Below are 21,482 nucleotides of genomic sequence, written 5' to 3' on the forward strand. Positions count from 1 at the left end.
GCCTCTCTTCGCCGCGGCGGGTCAGGAGATTCCGAATTCCTTGCCGAGCAGGTCGAACATCTCGTCGTCGGTGGCGGTCTCCAGCTCTTCGGCCAGCACCGCGCCGCCGGTCGACGCCGCGCCCTGCCAGCCTGCGAGCAGGCTGGTCAGCCGGGCGGTCACCCGGGACCGCTCCTCGTCGTCGGCCGTCGCCGCGCGCAGGCCCTGCTCGAGCTGGTCGAGCTCGGCCATCAGCGCCACGACGGGGGACACCACCGCGGGCCGGAGCCGCTCGGCGAGGTGCGCGGCGAGCGCGCCGGCGTTCGGGTAGTCGAAGACCAGCGTCGAGGGCAGCCGTAGCTCGGTCGCGGCCATCAGCCGGTTGCGCAGCTCGACCGCGGTGAGCGAGTCGAAGCCCAGCTCGGTGAAGGCCCGCCCGGCCGGGACGGCGGCGCCGGAGTCATGCCCCAGTACGGCCGCGACCTGCGCCTGTACGGCTTCGAGCACGAGCCGGTCCTGGTCCTCGGGGGACAGCCCGTCCAGGCGCCGGCCCAGCGTCGGCCCGGCGGGGGCGGCCCGGCGGCTGCGCGGCGCGCGGACCAGACCGGCCAGCAGCGGAGGCAGCAGGCCGAACTCGGCGGCCTGCCCGAGCGCGGCCGGGTCGAGGGCGAGCGGGGCGACCAGCGCCGTTCCGGTGCCGAGGGCGGCGTCGAACGCGGCCAGTCCCTGCTCGGGCGTGAGCGGCAGGACACCGCCGCGGCGCATCCGGCTCCGTTCCGCGTCGGTGAGCGTCTCGCCCATGCCGGCGTCCCACAGGCCCCAGGCCAGCGAGGTCGCCGGAACGCCCTGCTCCCGGAGCTGGGTGGCGTACGCGTCGAGGAAGGCGTTCGCCGCCGCGTAGTTGGCCTGCCCGGCGTTGCCGAACAGTCCGGCCGCCGAGGAGTACAGCACGAACGCCGCCAGGGGCTGATCGGCCGTGGCCGCGGCGAGGTTGCGGGCGGCGTCGATCTTGGCCCGGAAGACGGTGTCCAGCCGCTCGGGGGTCAGGTCGGCCAGCAGGGCGTCGTCCAGCACACCCGCGGCATGGATCACCGCGCTCACCGGCTCACCCCGCAGGGCTTCGGCGACCGCGCCGGCGTCGGCCACGTCACAGGCGACCGAACGCACCTCCGCCGGCGCGAGCCGGCCTTCGAGGTCGGCGGTCGCGCCCGACCGCGAGAGCAGGAGCAACCGGCGGACGCCGTGCGCCTGCACCAGATGCCGGGCGAGGAGACCACCGAGCGTGCCGGTCGCGCCGGTGAGCACCACCGTCCCGTCCCCGAACTCCGCCGAGCCGGACGCCTTCAGCCGCGCCAGGCGGGGAACGTTGACCGCGCCGTCACGCACCAGCGCCTCCGGCACCGGGTAGAACACGTCCTCGGGACCGTCCAGCAGGTGGATCCGTTCCGGGTGCTCGGACTGCGCCGACCGGACCAGGCCCCACAGCGCGGCACCATCCGGATCGGTGACCTTCTCCCCGACCGCACCCCGCGTACGGACCACCAGCCGCGAGTCCGCCCACACCGGCTCGGCCAGCCAGGTCTGCAGGAACCTCAGCAGAGCGGCGGCCCGATCCCGGGCGGCCCCCGGCGCCGTGGCGTCCACCACCATCACCGAAGCAGGCACGGCAGGCAGCGGATCGCCCAGCGCGATCACGACCCGCTCTTCCGCCGCGGGCACGACCTCCTGCGGCGCCCACTCCACACCGAACAACAAGCGGTCGGCGATTCCACCGAACTGGGTGGGCGTGACCGGCCGCAGGGCGAGGCTCTCCACCGTCGCCACCGGGCTGCCCGACGAGTCGGCCAGCGAGAGCCGGACGGTGTCGGTGCCGGGCGCGGGAGCGATCTCGACCCGGAGGCCGGTCCCGGCCTGTCCCGCGACCCGGACCCCGGTGAAGCCGAACGGCAGCCGGACGCCGCCCTCGGCCGGGAGCGCGCCCCCCGCGCCGATGGCGTGCAGCGCCGCGTCGAACAGCGCCGGGTGCAGCGCGTAGCCGGTGACCGAGCCCTCGATCTCGACCTCGGCGAACACCGTCTCGCCGCGCCGCCAGACCCGCCGCAGTCCCTGGAACGCCGGCCCGTAGTCCAGCCCGGCGGAGGCCGCCATCGGGTAGAAGCCGGTGACGTCGATCTCGTCCGCGTCCGCCGGAGGCCAGACCGCCGGCGTGGCGGTGTCCGGGAGCGACTCAGCGTCGCCGGTCAGCAGGCCGCCGGCGTTGAGCACCCACGCGTCGTCGTCCTCCTCGGATCGGGAGTGGATCGTCACGGCGCTGCGTCCCGCGTTGGGTGCGGCCAGGGTGACCCGGACCTGGACCGCGCCCTGCTCCCCGAGGGTCAGCGGGGCCTGCAGCAGCAGCTCGTCCAGGACCGGCAGACCGGCCTGGTCCCCGGCGGCGAGCACCATCTCGACCAGCGCGGTACCCGGGACGACGGTGCGGCCGGAGACCGTGTGGTCGCGCAGCCACGGGTGGGTGCGGACGGAGAGCTTCCCGGTGAAGACGCTGTCGCCGGACGGCAGTGCGACCGCGGCGCCGACCAGCGGGTGCCCGGTGCCGACGAGGCCGAGGCCGGCGGCGTCACCGGTGGGGCCGGTGCGCGGGCTCGGCCAGTACCGGCGGTGCTGGAAGGCGTAGGTGGGCAGATCGGCGCGCGAGCCGGCGCCGAGCACCGCGGCCCAGTCGACGTCCTGGCCCTCGACGAACAGCGTCCCGGCCGCGGTGAGCAACGTCTCGACCTCGGCGCGCCCGCGACGGAGCGCGGCGACCACGGTCAGCTCCGGGCGGAGGTCGCCGACCAGCGCGGTGAGCACGCCGTCCGGGCCCAGCTCCAGCACCCGGCCGGCATCCAGGGCGGCGACCGCGTCGGCGAAACGGACCGGCCGGCGGACCTGCTCCACCCAGTAGCCGGGGTCGGTCCACTGACCGGGCTCGACGGGTCGGCCGGTCACCGTGGACACGGCCGGGATCACCGGCTCGGCGAAGCTCAGCGTCTCCACGACGGCGCGGAACTCGGCCAGCATCGGCTCCATCAACCGGGAGTGGAACGCGTGACTGGTCCGCAACCGGTTCGTCTTCCAGCCCCGCTCCACCGCCAGCTCGGCGATCCGCTCGACCTCGGCCTCGTCGCCGGACACCACCACCGCGTCCGGACCGTTCACCGCCGCGACGTCGACCGCGACACCGCCATCGATCCCTGCGGCCTCGGCCCCGTCGGTCAGCAGCGCGCGAACCTCGGTCTCGGAGGCGCCGATCGCCAGCATCGCGCCGCCGACCGGCAGGGCCTGCATCAACCGGCCCCGGGCCGCGACCAGCGTGGCGGCGTCCGCCAGGCTCAGGACCCCGGCGGCGTACGCGGCGGTGATCTCACCGATCGAGTGCCCGGCGACGGCGTCCGGCTCCACGCCCCAGGACCGCACGAGCGCCAGCAGCGCCACCTCGACCGCGAAGATCGCCGGTTGTGCCCACCCGGTCTGGTTCAGCCGGGATTCGTCGTCCAGCACCTCGCGCAGCGGCAACTTCAGAGCCTCGCACGCCTCGTCGAAGGCCGCCGCGAACGCCGGGAAGGTCTCATGCAGCTCGCGGCCCATGCCGACCCGCTGCGCGCCCTGTCCGGTGAACACGATGGCCAGTCCGGCGCGGTGCGCTTCCCCGCGCCGTACCTCGGGCCGGGGCGCGTCGGTCGCGCCGAAGCCGGCCAGCGCGCGGTCGAGCGCGGGGCGGTCGGTGGCGAGGAGCACCGCGCGGTGTCGCAGCGCCGCGCGTCCGACCAGCGCCCGGCCGATCTGGTCCAGCGGCAGGTCCGACGCGACCGCGGTGTGCAGGCGGGCGGCGTAGGCGTGCAGCGCGTCCGGATCGGCCGCGCTGAACACGATCGGGGTGACCGGCAGGCCCTCGCTCGGCGCGACGGCCGGGGCGGCGGGTGCCGCTTCGAGGACGATGTGGGCGTTGGTGCCGCTGATCCCGAACGAGGACACCGCCGCCCGACGCGGCCGGTCGACCTCCGGCCAGGCCCGCGCCTCGGCCAGCAACTCCACCGACCCGGCCGACCAGTCCACCTGCGAGGTGGGCGCGTCCACGTGCAGCGTCTTGGGCAACATGCCGTGCCGCATCGCCTGGACCATCTTGATGATCCCCGCGACACCGGCGGCGGCCTGCGTGTGGCCGAGGTTGGACTTGATCGAGCCCAGCCAGAGCGGCGTCTCCCGATCCTGACCATAGGTCGCCAGCAACGCCTGCGCCTCGATCGGATCCCCGAGCGAGGTACCGGTGCCGTGCGCCTCCACGACATCCACATCCTGCGACGTCAGACCGGCAGACTCCAACGCCTGACGAATCACCCGCTGCTGCGACGGACCATTCGGGGCGGTCAACCCGTTGGAGGCGCCGTCCTGGTTCACCGCCGAGCCCCGCACCACGGCCAGGACCGGGTGACCCAGCCGCTGCGCGTCCGAGAGCCGTTCGACCAGCAGCATGCCGACACCCTCACCCCAGCCGGTGCCGTCCGCGCCCTCGGCGAAGGACTTACACCGGCCATCGGCGGCCAGACCACGCTGCCGGGAGAACCCGATGAACGTGTTCGGCGTCGCCATCACGGTGACCCCACCGGCCAGCGCGGCGTCGCACTCCCCGTTGCGCAGCGCCTGGATCGCCAGGTGCAGCGCCACCAGCGACGACGAACACGCCGTGTCCACCGTCACCGCCGGCCCCTCAAGACCGAACGTGTAGGACACGCGGCCGGAGGCGATGCTGCCGCCGGTGCCCATGAAACCCTCGGCATTGTCGTCCGAAGCGCCCAGCACCATCGAGTAGTCGTTGTACATCACGCCGACGAACACGCCGGTCCGCGAACCCCGCAGTCCCATCGGGTTCACCCCGGCCTGTTCGAACGCCTCCCAGGAGGACTCCAGCAGCAACCGGTGCTGCGGGTCCATCGCCAGCGCCTCACGCGGCGAGATCCCGAACAGGCCCGGGTCGAACTGGGCGGCGTCGAGCAGGAAACCGCCCTCGCGGGAGTAGGTCGTACCGGGGTGGTCCGGATCGGGGTGGTACAGGTTCTCCACGTCCCAGCCCCGGTCCTCGGGGAAGAACCCGACACCGTCCCGACCGGCCGCGACCAGATCCCAGAGCTCATCCGGGCTGCTGACACCACCAGGGAAGCGGCAGGCCATGCCGACGATCGCGATCGGGTCGTCCGTCCGCACGGCGCTGCCCGTCGTGCTCGCCGGTGCGGCTCCGATCTGTTCGACGGCTCCGGCGAGTTCGGCGGCGAGGTGCCCGGCCAGTGCGAGCGCGTTCGGATAGTCGAACACGAGAGTGGAGGGGAGCCGCAGCCCGGTGACCGTCGCCAGCCGGTTGCGCAGGTCGACCGCGATGAGCGAGTCGAAGCCCAGCTCGCTGAAGGCCCGCTCGACCTCGACCGCGTCCGGACCCGGATAGCCGAGAACCGCGGCCACGTGGGTCCTGACCAGGTCGAGCACGGCCCGCTCGCGCTGCGGCGCCGGCAGACCGGCCAGGCGCTGGCCCAGCGCGGTGTCGGCGCGCTTGCGGACCGGCACCCGTACCAGGCCCGCCAGCAGCGGGGGCAGCAGCCCGGCCGCGGCGGCCTCGCGCAGCGGGGCGGTGTCCAGTGCGAGCGGCGCGACGGCCGCGCGACCGGTGCCGAGCGCGGCGTCGAAGGCGGCCAGGCCCTGCTCCGCCGTGAGCGGCAGGACTCCGCCGCGACGCATCCGGTCGCGGTCCGCTTCGGTGAGCGTCTCACCCATACCCGCGTCCCACAGACCCCAGGCCAGCGACGTCGCCGGAACGCCCTGCCCGCGAAGCTGGGTGGCGTAGGCATCCAGGAAAGCGTTGGCAGCGGCGTAGTTGGCCTGCCCGGCATTGCCGAACACACCCGCCGCCGACGAATACAGCACAAACGCCGTCAAAGGCTGATCGGCCGTGGCCGCGGCGAGGTTACGGGCGGCGTCGACCTTGGCCCGGAACACCGTGTCCAGCCGCTCGGGGGTCAGGTCGGCCAGCAGGGCGTCATCCAGCACCCCGGCGGCGTGCACCACCGCGCTCACCGACTCACCCCGCAGGGCTTCGGCGACCGCGCCGGCGTCGGCCACGTCACAGGCGACCGAACGCACCTGCGCCCCATCAACCTCCACGCTCCGGCCCGACCGGGACAACAGCACCAGGTTCCGGACGCCGTGGACCTGCACCAGATGCCGGACCAGGAGACCACCCAGCGTGCCGGTCGCACCGGTCACCACCACGGCCCCGTCACCGAACTCCACCACACCCGACGCCTTCAACCGCGCCAGACGCGGCACCCGAACCACACCATCACGCACCAGCGCCTCCGGCACCGGATAGAACACATCCTCGGGACCGTCCAGCAGGTGGATCCGCTCCGGATGCTCCGACTGCGCCGACCGCACCAGGCCCCACAGCGCCGCCCCGTCCGGGTCGGTGACCTCCTCACCCACCGCACCATGCGTGCGCACCACCAGCCGGGAGCCGGCCCAGGCCGGATCGGCCAACCAGGTCTGCAGCAAGGTCAGCAGGGTGGCGGCCCGATCAAGGGCGGCGCCCGGAGCCGTCGCGTTCACCGACACCACGGGCGCCGGAGCCGGCAGCGGATCACCGAGTGCGATCACGGCCGGGGTCTCCGTCGAAGCGGTCACCTCCTGCGGTGTCCAATCCACCGCGTAGAGCAGCCGGTCGGCCGTACCCGCTCCCAGCTGGGCGGCCGACACCGGACGCAGTACCAGGCCGTCGACCTCGGCGACCGGCGTGCCGGACGCGTCGGCGAGCGCGAGCCGCACCGTGTCGGCGCCGCCTGCCCGGGTCAGGTGCGCCCGGAGCCGCGTATCGGCCGGCCCGAACGTCCGGAGCCCGGTGACGGCGAACGGCAGCCGCATCTCGCCGTCGGTGAACAGGCCGCCGACGGCGATCGCGTGCAGCACCGCGTCGAACAGCGCCGGGTGCAGGCCGTATCCGGTGGTCGTGTGGTCCAGCTCGACCTCGGCGAACACCTCCTCGCCGCGCTTCCAGACGCCCCGCAGGCCCTGGAACGCCGGGCCGTAGACGAGTCCGCTCGCGGCCGTCTCCGAGTAGAAGCCGGACAGGTCCAGCGCGTCGGCCTCGGCCGGCGGCCAGGAGACCAGGTCGATCTTGGTAGGGGCTCGATCGTCCGCGGCGGCCAGAACGCCGGTGGCGTGCGTCGTCCAGGGCTCTTCGTCCTCGGCGCGGGCGTGGATCGCCACCGTACGGCGACCGTCGGCGTCAGGCTCGGCGAGCGTGGCCCGGAGCTGGACGCCGCCGCGCTCGGGCAGCGGCAGCGGGGCCTGCAGCAGGAGTTCCTCCACGACCGGGACGTCGGCCCGCTCGCCGGCCGCGCGGGCCATCTCGGCCAGCGCGGTGCCCGGCACGAGCGTGCGGCCGAGCACGACGTGGTCGGCCAGCCACGGGTGGGTGCGCAGCGACAGCCAGCCGGTGAGCAGCGTCATCGCCGCGTCGGGAGCCTCGATGGCCGCGCCGAGCAGCGGGTGACCGGTCTCGGCGAGGCCCAGTCCGATCGCGTCCCTGCTCGCACCGGTCCGCGGCCGGGGCCAGAAACGCTGGTGCTGGAAGGGATAGGTGGGCAGGTCGACCGGGCGGGCAGCGGTGCCGTCGAACAACGCCCGCCACTCCACCTGCTGACCGCTGACGAACAGCTCGGCCACGGCGGTCAGCAGCGTCGTGGGCTCGTCTCGGTCCCGGCGCAGCGCGGCCACCGCGACCGCGTCCGGGCTCGCCGCGCCGATCAACGCGGTGAGCACACCGTCCGGGCCCAGCTCCAGTACCCGGTCGGCCTTCAGAGCAGCGGCCGCGTCGGCGAACCGGACCGGCTTGCGGACCTGCTCGACCCAGTACTCCGGGTCGGTCCACTGCCCCGGAGCCACCGCCACACCGGTCACCGTGGAAACCGCCGGAGTCGTCGGCTCACTGAAGCTCAGCCCACGGACGACCCCGGCGAACTCCGCCAGCATCGGCTCCATCAGGCGCGAATGGAACGCGTGACTCGTCCGCAGCCGCGAGATCTTCCAACCCCGCTCGCCGGCCAGCTCGGCGATTCGCTCGATGTCGTCCTCAACCCCGGACACCACCACCGACGCCGGACCGTTCACCGCCGCGACGTCAACGGCCAAATCCTCGCCGTCGGCCATGGAGTCCAGAAGCACCCGGACGTCCGCCTCCGCCGCCCCGACCGCGAGCATCGCCCCACCCGAGGGCAGCGCCTGCATCAACCGGCCACGAGCGGCCACCAGCGTGGCCGCATCCGCCAGGGTCAGAACACCGGCGGCGTACGCGGCGGTGATCTCCCCGATCGAATGCCCCGCCACGACCTCCGGGACCACACCCCAGGAGCGGACGAGTGCCAGCAGCGCCACCTCCACCGCGAAGATCGCCGGCTGCGCCCACCCCGTCTGGTCCAGCAACGCCGCGTCCAGCTCATGCAGCGGAAGATCCAGAGCCGCGCAGACCTCGTCATAGGCCGCCGCGAACACCGGGAAGGCCGTATACAGCTCGCGGCCCATGCCGGCCCGCTGCGACCCCTGACCGGTGAACACCACCGCCAGGCGACCGTGCCCGGCCACGCCGACCTGCGGATGGGCCCCGGCGGCCACCGCCGCCAGCCCGGCGTCCAGACCGATGCGGTCCGCGGCTACGACGACCGCGCGGTGCCGCAGCGCCGTGCGCCGGGTCAGCGACCGCGCCAGGTCCGCGATCGGCGCGTCCACTCCGCGTACCTGCTCGGCCTGGGCGCGCAGCCCGGCCTCGTCGGCGGCGGTGAGCACCACGGGCATCGGCCGCCCGTCGGGCACCGCCGGGGTCGTCACGGCCGCGGGTGCCGCCGCCTCGAGGATGACGTGGGCGTTGGTGCCGCTGATCCCGAACGAGGACACCGCCGCCCGCCGCGGCCGGTCGACCTCCGGCCAGGCCCGGGCCTCGGTCAGCAGCTCGACCGCACCGGCCGTCCAGTCCACCTGGGAGGTGGGTGCGTCCACGTGCAGGGTGGCCGGCATCGTGCCGTGCCGCATGGCCTGCACCATCTTGATGATCCCGGCGACACCGGCGGCGGCCTGGGTGTGCCCCATGTTGGACTTGATCGACCCCAGCCAGAGCGGCGTCTCCCGGTCCTGACCGTAGGTCGCCAACAGCGCCTGCGCCTCGATCGGGTCGCCCAGCCCCGTACCGGTGCCGTGCGCCTCCACGACGTCCACGTCGGTGGCGGAGATCCGCGCGTTGGCCAGCGCCTGGCGGATGACGCGCTGCTGCGACGGACCGTTCGGGGCGGTCATCCCGTTCGACGCGCCGTCCTGGTTCACCGCACTGCCCCGCACCACGGCCAGGACCGGGTGGCCCAGGCGTTCGGCATCGGCGAGCCGCTCGACCAGCAGCATGCCGACGCCCTCGCCCCAGCCGGTGCCGTCGGCGCCCTCGGCGAAGGACTTGCACCGGCCGTCGGCGGCCAGACCACGCTGCCGGGAGAACCCGATGAACGTGTTCGGCGTCCCCATCACGGTCACGCCGCCCGCGAGCGCGGCGTCGCACTCCCCGCTGCGCAGCGCCTGGATCGCCAGGTGCAGCGCCACCAGCGACGACGAACACGCCGTGTCCACCGTCACCGCCGGCCCCTCAAGGCCAAAGGTGTAGGACACCCGCCCGGAGGCGATGCTGCCGCCGGTGCCCATGAAGCCCTCTGCGCTGTCGTCCGAAGCGCCCAGCACCATCGAGTAGTCGTTGTACATCACACCGGCGAACACCCCGGTCCGCGAACCGCGCAGCCCCAGCGGGTCGATCCCGGCGCGCTCGAACGCCTCCCAGGACGTCTCCAGCAGCAGCCGGTGCTGCGGGTCCATCGCCAGCGCCTCACGCGGCGAGATCCCGAACACCGCGGGGTCGAAGTCTCCCGCGTTGTAGAGGAACCCGCCCTCGCGGGTGTACGAGGTACCGGGGTTGTCGGGATCCGGGTGGTACAGGTTCTCCACGTCCCAGCCCCGGTCCTCGGGGAAGAACCCGACACCGTCCCGACCGGCCGCGACCAGCTCCCAGAGCTCATCCGGGCTGCTGACACCACCCGGATAACGACAGGCCATGCCGACGATCGCGATCGGCTCGTCCGAGGCGACCGCGGCGGTCACCACGGGGATCGCCGCGGCGGCCGCCCCGGAGAGCTCGCCGACCAGGTACGCGGCGAGCGCGGCGATGTTCGGGTAGTCGAAGACCAGCGTGGACGGCAGCCGCAGCCCGGTGACGGTCGCCATCCGGTTACGGAGCTCGACCGCGGTCAGCGAGTCGAAGCCCAGCTCGCTGAAGGCCCGCTCGGGGTCGACGGCCGACCCGTCGGCGTGGCCGAGGACCGTCGCCACGTGGGTGCGGACCAGGTCGAGAACGATCCGCTCGCGTTCGGCGTCCGGCAGTCCGGCCAGGCGCGCGGCGAACCCGCCGCCCGCCGAGCCCGCCGCCGCGCGCCGGCCCGGCGCCGGAAGCAGCCCGCGCAGCAGCGGCGGCGCCCAGGCCCGGGTCCGCAGCGCGGCGAGGTCGAGGCCGAGCGGCGCGACGACCGCGCGGTCGGCGGTCAGCGCGGCGTCGAACGCGGCCAGGCCCTGCTCGACGCTGAGCGGCACGATCCCGGCCTGCCGGGCCCGGGACCGCTCGGCGTCGCTGAGCCCGCCGCCCATGCCGGCGTCCCACAGGCCCCAGGCCAGCGAGGTCGCCGGGACGCCCTCCGCCCGCAGCTGCGCGGCGTACGCGTCGAGGAAGGCGTTGGCGGCGGCGTAGTTGGCCTGGCCGGCGTTGCCGAACAGCCCCGCCGCCGACGAGTACAGCACGAAGGCGCTGAGCCGGTGGTCGGCCGTGGCGGCGCGCAGGTTGACCGCGGCGTCCACCTTGGCCCGGAACACCGCCCGCAGCCGCTCCGGGGTGAGGTCGGTCAGGAGTGCGTCGTCCAGCACGCCGGCGGCGTGGATGACCGCGGTGACCGGCTCGTCCCGCAGGGCTCCGGCGACCGCGCCGGCGTCGGCCAGGTCGCACGCGACCGACCGCACCGTCGCTCCGTCGAGGTCGAGGTCGAGGTCGGGGTCGGCCGCCCCGCCGGACCGGGAGAGCAGGAGCAGGTCGCGGGCGCCGTGCGCCCGCACCAGGTGTCGGACGAGCAGCCGTCCCAGCGTGCCCGTGGCGCCGGTGACCACCACGAGGCCGTCGCCCAGGTCCACCGTGCCCGACGCCTGGATCCGCGCCAGGCGCGGCACCCGTGCGACGCCGTCGCGGACCAGCGCCTCCGGCAGCGGAAGGACCGTCTCCCCGGGGGCGTCGAGGAGATGGATCCGGTCCGGGTGCTCGGCCTGCGCCGAGCGCACCAGGCCCCACAGCGCGGCGCCGTCGGGGTCGGTGATCTCGTCGCCGACCGCGCCGAAGGTCCGTACGACCAGCCGGGAGTCGGCCCAGGCCGGGTCGGCGAGCCAGGTCTGCAGCAGGGTGAGCAGGGCCGCGGCGCGTTCGCCCGCCGCACCGGGCGCGGTCGCGTCGACCGTCAGCACCGGGGTGGGAGCCGGCAGCGCGGCGCCGAGCGGGATCGTGACCCGGGGCTCCTCGGAGCTCTCGGCGTCCTCCGGCACCCACTCCACGCCGTAGAGCAGTCGCTCGGCGGCCGAGAGCTGCACACCGGAGACCGGCCGAAGCGTCAGCTGCTCGACCTCGGCCACCGGCAGGCCGGACTCGTCGGCCAGCGCGACCCGCACGCTGCCCGGGCTCGTCCCGACGGTGAGCCGCGCTCGCAGCGTCGTCCCGGCCTCGCCGGAGATCCGTACGCCGGCGAACGCGAACGGCAGCCGGACGCCGTGCTCGGGCAGCAGCCCGCCGGCGCCGACGGCGTGCAGGGCCGCGTCGAACAGCGCCGGGTGCAGCGCGTATCCGGTGACCGCCTCCTCGATGCTCACCTCGGCGAACACCTCCTCGCCGCGCCGCCAGACCTTGCGCAGTGCCTGGAACGCCGGGCCGTAGGCCATTCCGATGGCGGCGAGCGTCGGGTAGAAGTCCGTCAGCGACACCGGCTCGGCCCCGGCCGGCGGCCAGGAGACCAGCCCGGCGTCGGCCGTCTCCGCGGGCTGCGCGGTGAGCGAACCGGTCGCGTGGACGGTCCAGGGCTCGGTCTCGTCGGCGCGGGCGTGCAGCGTGACCGGGCGTAGGTCATCGGTCGCGTCGGCTGTGTCGTCTGTGTCGTCTGTGCCGGCCGTGACCGTGACCCGGACCTGGACGCCGCCGCCCGGCGGCAGGGTCAGCGGAGTCTGCAGCAGCAGTTCCTCCAGCGCGGGCGCGCCCGCCCGCTCACCGGCGGCCAGGGCCATCTCGACCAGCGCGGTGCCGGGCACCACGACCCGGTCGAGCACGACGTGGTCGGCCAGCCACGGGTGGGTGGCGACCGAGAGCCAGCCGGTGAGCACGGTGGCCGTCGAGTCGGGCAGTTCCACCGCGGCGCCGAGCAGGGCGTGGCCGGTGCCGACCAGGCCGAGGCCGGCCGGGTCGGACGCGTGCAACCCGGGGCGCGGGCGAGGCCAGTAGGTGACGTGCTGGAAGGCGTAGGTGGGCAGTTCGAGCCGGGTCGCGCCGGTGCCGGCGAAGACCGCCGCCCAGTCCACCGCGACGCCGACCGTGAAGAGCTGCCCGATCGCGGCGAGCAGCGTCGCGGCCTCGTCGCGGCCTCGTCGCAGCGCCGCGACGGCGGTGCGGTCGGGGTGCGCGTCATGCACCAGCGCGGTGAGGACGGCGTCCGGGCCGATCTCCAGAATCCGGTCGGCGTCGAGTGCGGCCAGCGCGTCGGCGAACCGGACCGGCCGGCGGACCTGTTCGACCCAGTACTCCGGGTCGGTCCACTCGTCCTGGTCGACCTTGGCGCCGGTCACGGTGGAGACCGCGCGCAGCCGCGGCTCGCTGAACCGCAGGCCCCGTACGACGTCGGCGAACTCGGCGAGCATCGGCTCCATCAGGCGGGAGTGGAACGCGTGGCTGGTGCGCAGCCGCGAGGTCTTCCAGCCCCGCTCCGCCGCCACCTCCGCGACCCGATCGACGTCGGCCTCGGTGCCGGACACCACCACCGCGCGCGGCCCGTTCACCGCGGCGAGGTCGACGTCCGGGAAGGCCGCGCGCAGGTCCGTCTCGGACGCGCCGACCGCGAGCATCGCGCCGCCGGCCGGCAGCGCCTGCATCAGCCGGCCCCGGGCCGCGACCAACGTGGCGGCGTCGGTCAGGGACAGGACCCCGGCGGCGTAGGCGGCGGTGATCTCACCGATCGAGTGCCCGGCGACGACCTCCGGCGTGACGCCCCAGCCGCGCAGCAGGGTCAGCAGCGCGACCTCGACGGCGAAGATCGCCGGCTGCGCCCAGCCGGTCTCATCCAGCCGCTCCTGGTCGTCGAGGACGTCGAGCAGGGGCAGGTCGAGCGCGGCGCAGACCTCGTTGAACGCGGTCGCGAACACCGGGAAAGCGTCATACAGCTCACGGCCCATACCGGCCCGCTGCGCACCCTGACCGGTGAACACCATCGCCAGCCGCCCATCGACGGCGACGCCTCCGCTCCTCGCACCGTCGGCGAGGTCCAGCAGGTCCATGACGGTCTGGTCGGCGGTGTGCGCCAGCACCACCGCCCGGTGCGGCAGTGCGGCCCGACCGGCCAGCGAGCGGCCGATGTCCAGCAACCGCGCGGTGGGGCGCTCGTCGAGGAAGTCCAGCAGTCTGCCGGCCTGCCCGGCGAGGCCGGCGGCGTCGTGCCCGGAGAGCAGCAGCGGCACGACCGGCAGCGGGCTGCCGGTCTCCGGCTCCTCCGCCGGGGCGGGGGGCTCCTCGAGGATGACGTGGGCGTTGGTGCCGCTGATGCCGAACGAGGAGACGCCGGCCCGGCGGGGGTGGGCCGCACGCGGCCAGGGGCGGGCCTCGGTCAGCAGTTCCACCGCTCCGGCGGCCCAGTCGACCTGCGGGGAGGGCCGGTCGACGTGCAGGGTGGAGGGCAGCACGCCGTAGTGCATGGCCAGCACCATCTTGATGATCCCGGCGACGCCCGCCGCGGCCTGGGTATGGCCGAGGTTGGACTTGACCGAGCCGAGCCAGAGCGGGGCCCCGGTCCGGTCCTGGCCGTAGGTGGCCAGCAGTGCCTGCGCCTCGATCGGGTCGCCGAGGGTGGTTCCGGTGCCGTGGGCTTCGACCGCGTCGACCGCGGTGGGGGTGAGCCCGGCGACGGCCAGGGCCTGCCGGATGACCCGCTGCTGGGAGGGGCCGTTGGGGGCGGTGATGCCGTTGCTGGCGCCGTCCTGGTTGACCGCGCTGCCGCGGACCACGGCGAGCACCGGGTGGCCGGCGCGGCGGGCGTCGGAGAGCCGTTCGAGCAGCACGACACCGGCGCCCTCGCCCCAGCCGGTGCCGTCACCGGCGGCGGAGAACGCCTTGCAGCGGCCGTCGGAGGCCAGCCCGCCCTGCCGGCTGAACTCGACGAAGGCGCCCGGGGTGGCCATCACGGTGACGCCGCCGGCCAGCGCGAGGTCGCACTCGCCGGAGCGCAGCGCCTGGGCCGCCAGGTGCAGGGCGACCAGGGAGGAGGAGCAGGCGGTGTCGACGGTGATCGCCGGGCCCTCGAACCCGAAGGTGTAGGAGACCCGGCCGGAGACCAGGCTGACGGCGCTGGCCGCGCCGGCGTAGCCCTCGGCGCCGGTGCTGCCCTGCCGCAGCACCGTGGCGTAGTCGCTGTAGAGAACGCCGGCGAACACGCCGGTGCGGCTGCCGCGCAGCGTGGTCGCGTCGATGCCGGCGCGCTCCAGGGCCTCCCAGGAGGTCTCCAGCATCAGCCGCTGCTGCGGGTCCATGGCCACGGCCTCACGCGGGCTGATGCCGAAGAACCCGGCGTCGAACCGGCTGGCCCCGGTGAGGAACCCGCCCTCCTGCGCGTGGGAGGTGCCGGGGTGGTCGGGGTCCGCGTGGGAGAGCGCGTCGAGGTCCCAGCCGCGGTCGTCGGGGAAGCTGGAGACGCCGTCCCGGCCGTCGGCGAGCAGCCGCCAGAACTCCTCGGGGGTGCTCACCCCGCCCGGGTAGCGGCAGCCCATGCCCACGATGACGATGGGGTCGTCGAGATCGGTGGCGGAGAGCCGCTGCGAGGCGGCCGGGGCGGCCTGTTCGGCCAGCGCGCCGACCAGTTCGCCGCGCAGGAACACCGCCAGCACCTGCGGGTTCGGGTAGTCGAAGGTGAGTGTCGCCGGCAGCCGCAGGCTGGTGGCGGCGTTGAGCCGGTTGCGCAGCTCGACCGCGGTCAGCGAGTCGAAACCCAGCTCGCTGAACGCCCGCGCGGCCGGAATCGCGTCGCCGGAGGCGTGGCCGAGCACCGCGGCGACCTGGGTGCGGACCAGGTCCAGCAGCAATCGGTCCTGGTCGGCCGTGGCCAGGTCGGCCAGGCGCTGGAGCAGGGAGGCGGAGGTCGCACCGGTGGCCGCCCGCCGGACGGGCTCGCGGACCAGGCCGCGCAGCAGCGGCGGCAGGCCGACGTCGCCCTGCCGGGCGCGCAGCACGGTGTGGTCGATCCGGAGCGGCACCAGCAGCGGCCGCTCCGCGTCCAGGGCCGCGTCGAACAGGCCGAGGGCCTCGGGCAGCGCCAGCGGCGCGATGCCGCCGCGGCTCAGCCGCCGGCGGTCGACCTCCGACAGGTTCCCGGCCATGCCGACGGCGGTGTCCCAGGCGCCCCAGGCCAGCGAGGTGCCGGGCAGGCCGCGGCTGCGGCGGGCGGCGGCGAACGCGTCGAGGAACGCGTTGGCGGCGGCGTAGTTGCCCTGGCCGGGCGTGCCGAACAGGCCGGCGACCGAGGAGTACAGCACGAACGCGTCCAGGTCGGCGCCCGCGGTGGCCTCGTGCAGGTTGACCACCGCGTCCACCTTGGCGCGCAGCACCGCGTCGAGCCGGTCGGGGGTCAGTCCGGTGAGCACGGTGTCGTCCAGGACACCGGCGACATGCACGACCGCGCGGACGTCCACGCCGTCCAGCACCCGGTCGAGGTCGTCGCGGTCGGCGACGTCGCAGCGGACCAGCCGGACGCGGGCGCCGGCCTCGGTCAGCTCCGACCACAGCTCGCCGGCGCCGGGCGCGTCGGTGCCGCTCCGGCTGAGCAGCAGCAGGTCGCGGACGCCCCGGGAGTGCACGAGGTGCCTGACGAGCAGGCCGCCGAGCGTGCCGGTGGCGCCGGTGACGACCGTGGTCCCGGTCTCGCGGGCCGTACGGGGCATCAGCAGGACGTTCTTGCCGACGTGCTTGGCCTGGCTGATGAAGCGGAACGCGTCGCGGGCGTGCCGGATGTCCCAGGCCCGCACCGGGGGCAGGCTCAGCTCGCCGGCCTCGAACAGCTCGAGGATCTCGGTGAGCATCGCACGGATCCGGTCCGGGCCGGCCTCGAACAGGTCGAACGGCCGGTACCGGACGTCGGGATGGTCGGCGGCGAGCCGCGCCGGGTCGCGCAGGTCGGTCTTGCCCATCTCCAGGAACCGGCCGCCGCGCGGCAGCAGGGTCAGCGACGCGTCGATGAGTTCGTTGGCCAGCGAGTTGAGCACGACGTCGGCGCCCCGGCCGTCGGTGGTGCGGGCGAACTTCGCGGCGAACTCGGTGCTGCGGGAGGAGGCGATGGCCTCCTCGGGAAGGCCGAGCGCGCGCAGGGCGTCCCACTTGGCCGGGCTGGCGGTGGCCAGGACCCGGGCGCCCAGGTGCCGGGCGATCTGGATCGCGGCGGTGCCGACGCCTCCGGCGCCGGCGTGCACCAGCACGGTCTCCCCTGGCCGCACGTCGGCCAGGTCGACCAGCGCGTAGTAGGCGGTGAGGAAGGCCATCGGCACCGCGGCGGCCTCGGCGAACGTCCAGCCGGACGGCACCGGGACCAGCAGGCGTCCGTCGGTGACCGCGATCGGGCCGAACCCGCCGGCGAACGCGCCCATGACCCGGTCGCCCGGGGCGAGGTGCGACACCTCCGAGCCGACCTCCAGCACCACGCCGGCGCCCTCGCTGCCCAGGTCGAGGGGATTGTCGCTGGGGTAGACGCCGAGCGAGATCAGCACGTCGCGGAAGTTCAGGCCGGCGGCGCGGACGGCGACCCGCACCATGCCCGGCTCCAGCGGGCCCTCGGGCGCCGGATAGGCGGCCAGCCGCAGCTGGTCCAGGGTGCCGCCCGCCGTGCTCTCCAGCCGCCAGGTCGGCGAGTCCGGTGGGGTCATCGCCGGGTCGGGGGCGATGCGGGCCAGCAGGGGCGCGGCGACGACGCCGGCGCGGATCAGCGCCTGCGGGACGTCACCGGCGGCGACCAGGGCGGGCAGCGCGGCCCACGACGCCGCGCCGCCGTCCACGTCGGCCAGGACGATCCGGGCCGGGTACTCCGACTGGGCGGAGCGGACCAGGCCCCAGACCGCGGCGTGCGCGAGGTCGGTGGGTTCCTCGCCGGGGCCGCCGGAGACCGCTCCGGTGGTGGTGACGACCAGCGTGGTCTCGGCGAGCCGCTCGTCGCCGATCCACCGCTGGAGCGCGGCCAGCACCCGCTGGGTGGCTGCGTGGACCCGGGCGGCCAGCCCGATCGGGCCGTCGTCGAGGCCTGTGGTCTCGGGCGGGCAGTCCAGCAGCAGCACCGCCGGCGAGCCGGTCAGGGAGTCCAGGTCGGCCAGTGGCAGGCCGGTGTCCCGGACTGCGCCGAGGGCGGCCCAGCCGGTCGGGGCCGGGGCCGCGTCCAGCGGGCGTTCGACCCAGTCGACGCCGAACAGCGAGCGGGGCGCCTGCCGCGGCCCGGCCTCCATCTGGGCGGTGGTCACCGGCCGCATGACCAGCGACCCGATCGTGACGACGACGGCCCCGGCTCCGTCCGCGGCGGAGAGCGCGACCCGGTCGTTGCCGGAGGGGGTGAGCCGGACGCGCAGCACGGTGGCGCCGACGGCGTGCACCGTGACGTCGGTGAAGGCGAACGCCATCCGGGCCGAGCGGTCGGCGCCGGTCTCGGCGAGCGCCACGCCGTGCATCGCGGCGTCCAGCAGCGCGGGGTGGAGCTGGAACCGGGCGGCCTGACCGGTCTCGGACTCCGGCAGCGTCACCTCGGCGTAGATGTCCTCGCCGAGCCGCCAGGCGGCGGTCAGTCCCTGGAACGTCGGCCCGTAGCCGAAGCCGGCGCCGGACAGCCGCTCGTAGAACCCGTCGACCGGCAGCGGCGTGGCGCCGGTCGGCGGCCAGACGCTCAGGTCGACCGGCGGGGTCTGCGGGCCGGTGCGCGCGAGGTACCCGGCGGCGTGCAGGGTCCACGGCTCGTCGGCCAACGCGTCCTCGCTGCGGGAGTGGACGCCGACGGGACGCCGTCCGGTCTCGTCGGCGGCGCCGGTGACGACCTGCAACGCGATGCCCCCGGACGCGGGGACGGAGAGCGGGGCCTGGATGGTCAGCTCCTCCAGCACGGGAGCGCCGACCTGCTCGCCGGCTCGCAGCGCCAGTTCCACCATCGCGGTGCCGGGCAGTACGGCGGTGCCGAGCACGGCGTGGTCGGCCAGCCACGGGTGGGTGGCGACGGAGAGCCGGCCGGTGAAGACGCTGCCGTCGCCGTCGGCGAGGGTCAGCACCGCGCCGAGCAGCGGGTGACCGGTCGCGGTCAGTCCCAGGCCGGCGGCGTCGACCGTGACCAGGTCCGCCGGGGACGGCCAGTACATCTGGTGCTGGAACGGGTAGGTGGGCAGGTCGAGCCGCTCGGCGGGGCGGGCGGGATAGACCGTCGACCAGGCCACGGTGGAGCCTGCGGCGTGGAGCCTGGCCAGCGTGGTGAGGAACGTGGTGACCTCGTCGTGGTCCCGGCGCAGCGCGGCGACGCACACCGGGGCGTCCGGCAGGGTCTCGGAGGCCATCGCGGCCAGCACGGTGTCGGGGCCGAGCTCCAGGTAGCGGCCGGCGCCCAGGGCGTCCAGCGCGTGGACGGCGTCGGCGAACCTGACCGGCCGGCGCACCTGGTCGACCCAGTACTGCGGGTCGCTCCACTGCCCGACGGCGACCGGGCGGCCGGTCACGCTGGAGACCGCGGCGAGGGTCGGCTCGGCGAAGCCGAGCCCGTGGACCACCGCGCCGAACTCGGCGAGCATCGGCTCCATCAGCCGGCTGTGGAAGGCGTGGCTGACGCGCAGCCGGGTGGCCTTCCAGCCAGCGTCGCGGGCCTTCTCCGCGAACCGGTCGATCGCGGCCTCGTGGCCGGAGAGCACGACGGCGGCCGGGCCGTTGACCGCGGCGATGTCGAGGTCGTCCAGGCCTGCCTCCCGTACGGCGTCCTCGGTGGCCTGGACGGCGAGCATCGCGCCGCCGGGAGGCAGCGCCTGCATCAGCCGGCCGCGCGCGACGACCAGCGCGGCGGCGTCGTCCAGGGAGAGCACTCCGGCGGCGTGGGCGGCGGCGATCTCACCGATCGAGTGGCCGGCGACGATCTCCGGCTCCAGGCCGAGGCCGCGCACGGTCTCCAGCAGGGCGACCTCGACCGCGAACAGGGCGGGCTGGGCGTAGCCGGTCTGGTGCAGCAGGTCGCTGTCGAGCAGGTCCCGCAGGGAGGGGTCCCCCGGCTCCCGCACGAGGTGCCGGTCGAGCGCGGCGGCGACGGTGTCGAACGCCTCGGCGTACCGGGGGAACCGCTCGGCGAGCTGCCGGCCCATGGCCAGCCGCTGCGTGCCCTGCCCGGTGAACAGGAAGGCGAGCTTGCCGTCGGCCGGTTCGCCGGTGACCAGGCCGAGCCCCGGCTCGCCGACGGCGAGGGCGGCCAGGCCGCGCTGGAGGGCCTTCAGGTCGTCGGCGAGCACCACGGCGCGGTGCTCCAGCGCGGCGCGTCCGGTCGCCAGCGCCCAGCTCAGGTCGGCGATCTGCAGCTGCGGCCGGTCTTCGACGAAGGTGTAGAGCTGCTGGGCCTGCGCGCGCAGGGCGGCGGCGTCCCGGGCGGAGAGCACGACCGGGATCGGCGCCGGGCACGGCTCACCCGGCTCGGTCTCGTCCTCGGCCGGTGCCGGCGGCTCTTCGATGATCATGTGGACGTTGGTGCCGCTGACGCCGAACGACGAGATGCCGGCCCGGCGGGGGGTGTCCCGGCGGGGCCAGGGACGGGCCTCGCTGAGCGGCTCGACGGCGCCGGCGGTCCAGTCGACGTGCGGGGAGGGCTCGTCCAGGTGCAGCGACTTGGGCATGGTCTCGTGCCGCATCGCCAGCACGGCCTTCATCACGCCGGCGACGCCCGCGGCGGCCTGGGTGTGGCCGATGTTCGACTTGATCGAGCCCAGCCGGGCCGGGCCGCCGGTGCGGTCCTGCCCGTAGGTGGCGAGTACGGCCTGGGCCTCGATCGGGTCGCCGAGCCGGGTGCCGGTTCCGTGCGCCTCGATCAGCTCGACGTCGTCGACCGACAGCCCGGCGTTGGCCAGCGCCTGCCGGATGACCCGCTGCTGGGAGGGGCCGTTGGGTGCGGCGATGCCGTTGCTGGCGCCGTCCTGGTTGACCGCACTGCCCTTGATCACACCGAGGATGGGGTGGCCGAGGCGCTGTGCCCGGGAGAGCCGTTCCAGCAGCACCAGGCCGACGCCCTCGGAGAGCCCGATGCCGTCGGCGTCGGCGGAGAACGCCTTGCACCGGCCGTCGACGGCCAGGCCGCGCTGCCGGGAGAACTCGGTGAACGCGCCCGGGGTGGCCATCACGGTGACGCCGCCGGCCATCGCCATCGTGCACTCGTCTGCGCGCAGGGCCTGCGCGGCGAGGTGGATGGCGACCAGCGACGAGGAGCAGGCGGTGTCGATGGTGACGGCGGGGCCTTCCAGCCCGAGCGTGTAGGACACCCGGCCGGAGATGACCGCCGCGGTGGTACCGGTGATCATGAAGCCGTCGGCGGCCTGCGCGGTGCCGCCGATGACCCGGACGTAGTCCTGCGTGTTGGAGCCGATGAACACGCCGGTGCGGCTGCCGCGCAGCGTGGCCGGGTCCACCCCGGCGCGCTCCAGCACCTCCCAGGACGCCTCGAGCACCTGCCGCTGCTGCGGGTCCATCGACAGCGCCTCACGCGGGCTGACGTCGAAGAACGCCGCGTCGAACGCGCCGGCGCCGGCCAGGAAGCCGCCCTCGGAGGCGTATCCGTCGACGTGCTCGGGGTCCGGGTCGTAGGCGTCGTCCAGGTCCCAGCCGCGGTCGGTGGGCGGGCGGCCGATCGCGTCGGTGCCGGTGTTCACCAGCCGCCACAGGTCGTCGGGGGTACGGACGTCACCCGGGTAGCGGCAGCTCATCGCCACGATCGCGATCGGCTCCCGATCGGCGGACTCGGCCTTGCGCAGCCGCTCACGGGTCTGATGCAGATCCGCGGTGACCCGCTTCAGGTAGTCGAGGAGCTTCTCTTGATCAACCAACTCGGGCCTCACCAAGATCGGTTCGCGCGAAGCGC

At 74.9% G+C, this 21,482-nt stretch carries 1 protein-coding gene; it reads right to left on the minus strand.

The features are described 5' to 3' along the window. Positions 1-21: 21 nt before the first annotated feature. Positions 22-21,447, minus strand: a complete 21,426-nt coding sequence (locus DKM19_RS33945; protein WP_110701443.1) for a type I polyketide synthase — start codon at positions 21,445-21,447, stop codon at positions 22-24. Between the last annotated feature and the right edge of the window lie 35 nt (positions 21,448-21,482).

This window comes from Streptosporangium sp. 'caverna', from assembly GCF_003203775.1.
GTDB lineage: Bacteria > Actinomycetota > Actinomycetes > Streptosporangiales > Streptosporangiaceae > Streptosporangium > Streptosporangium subroseum.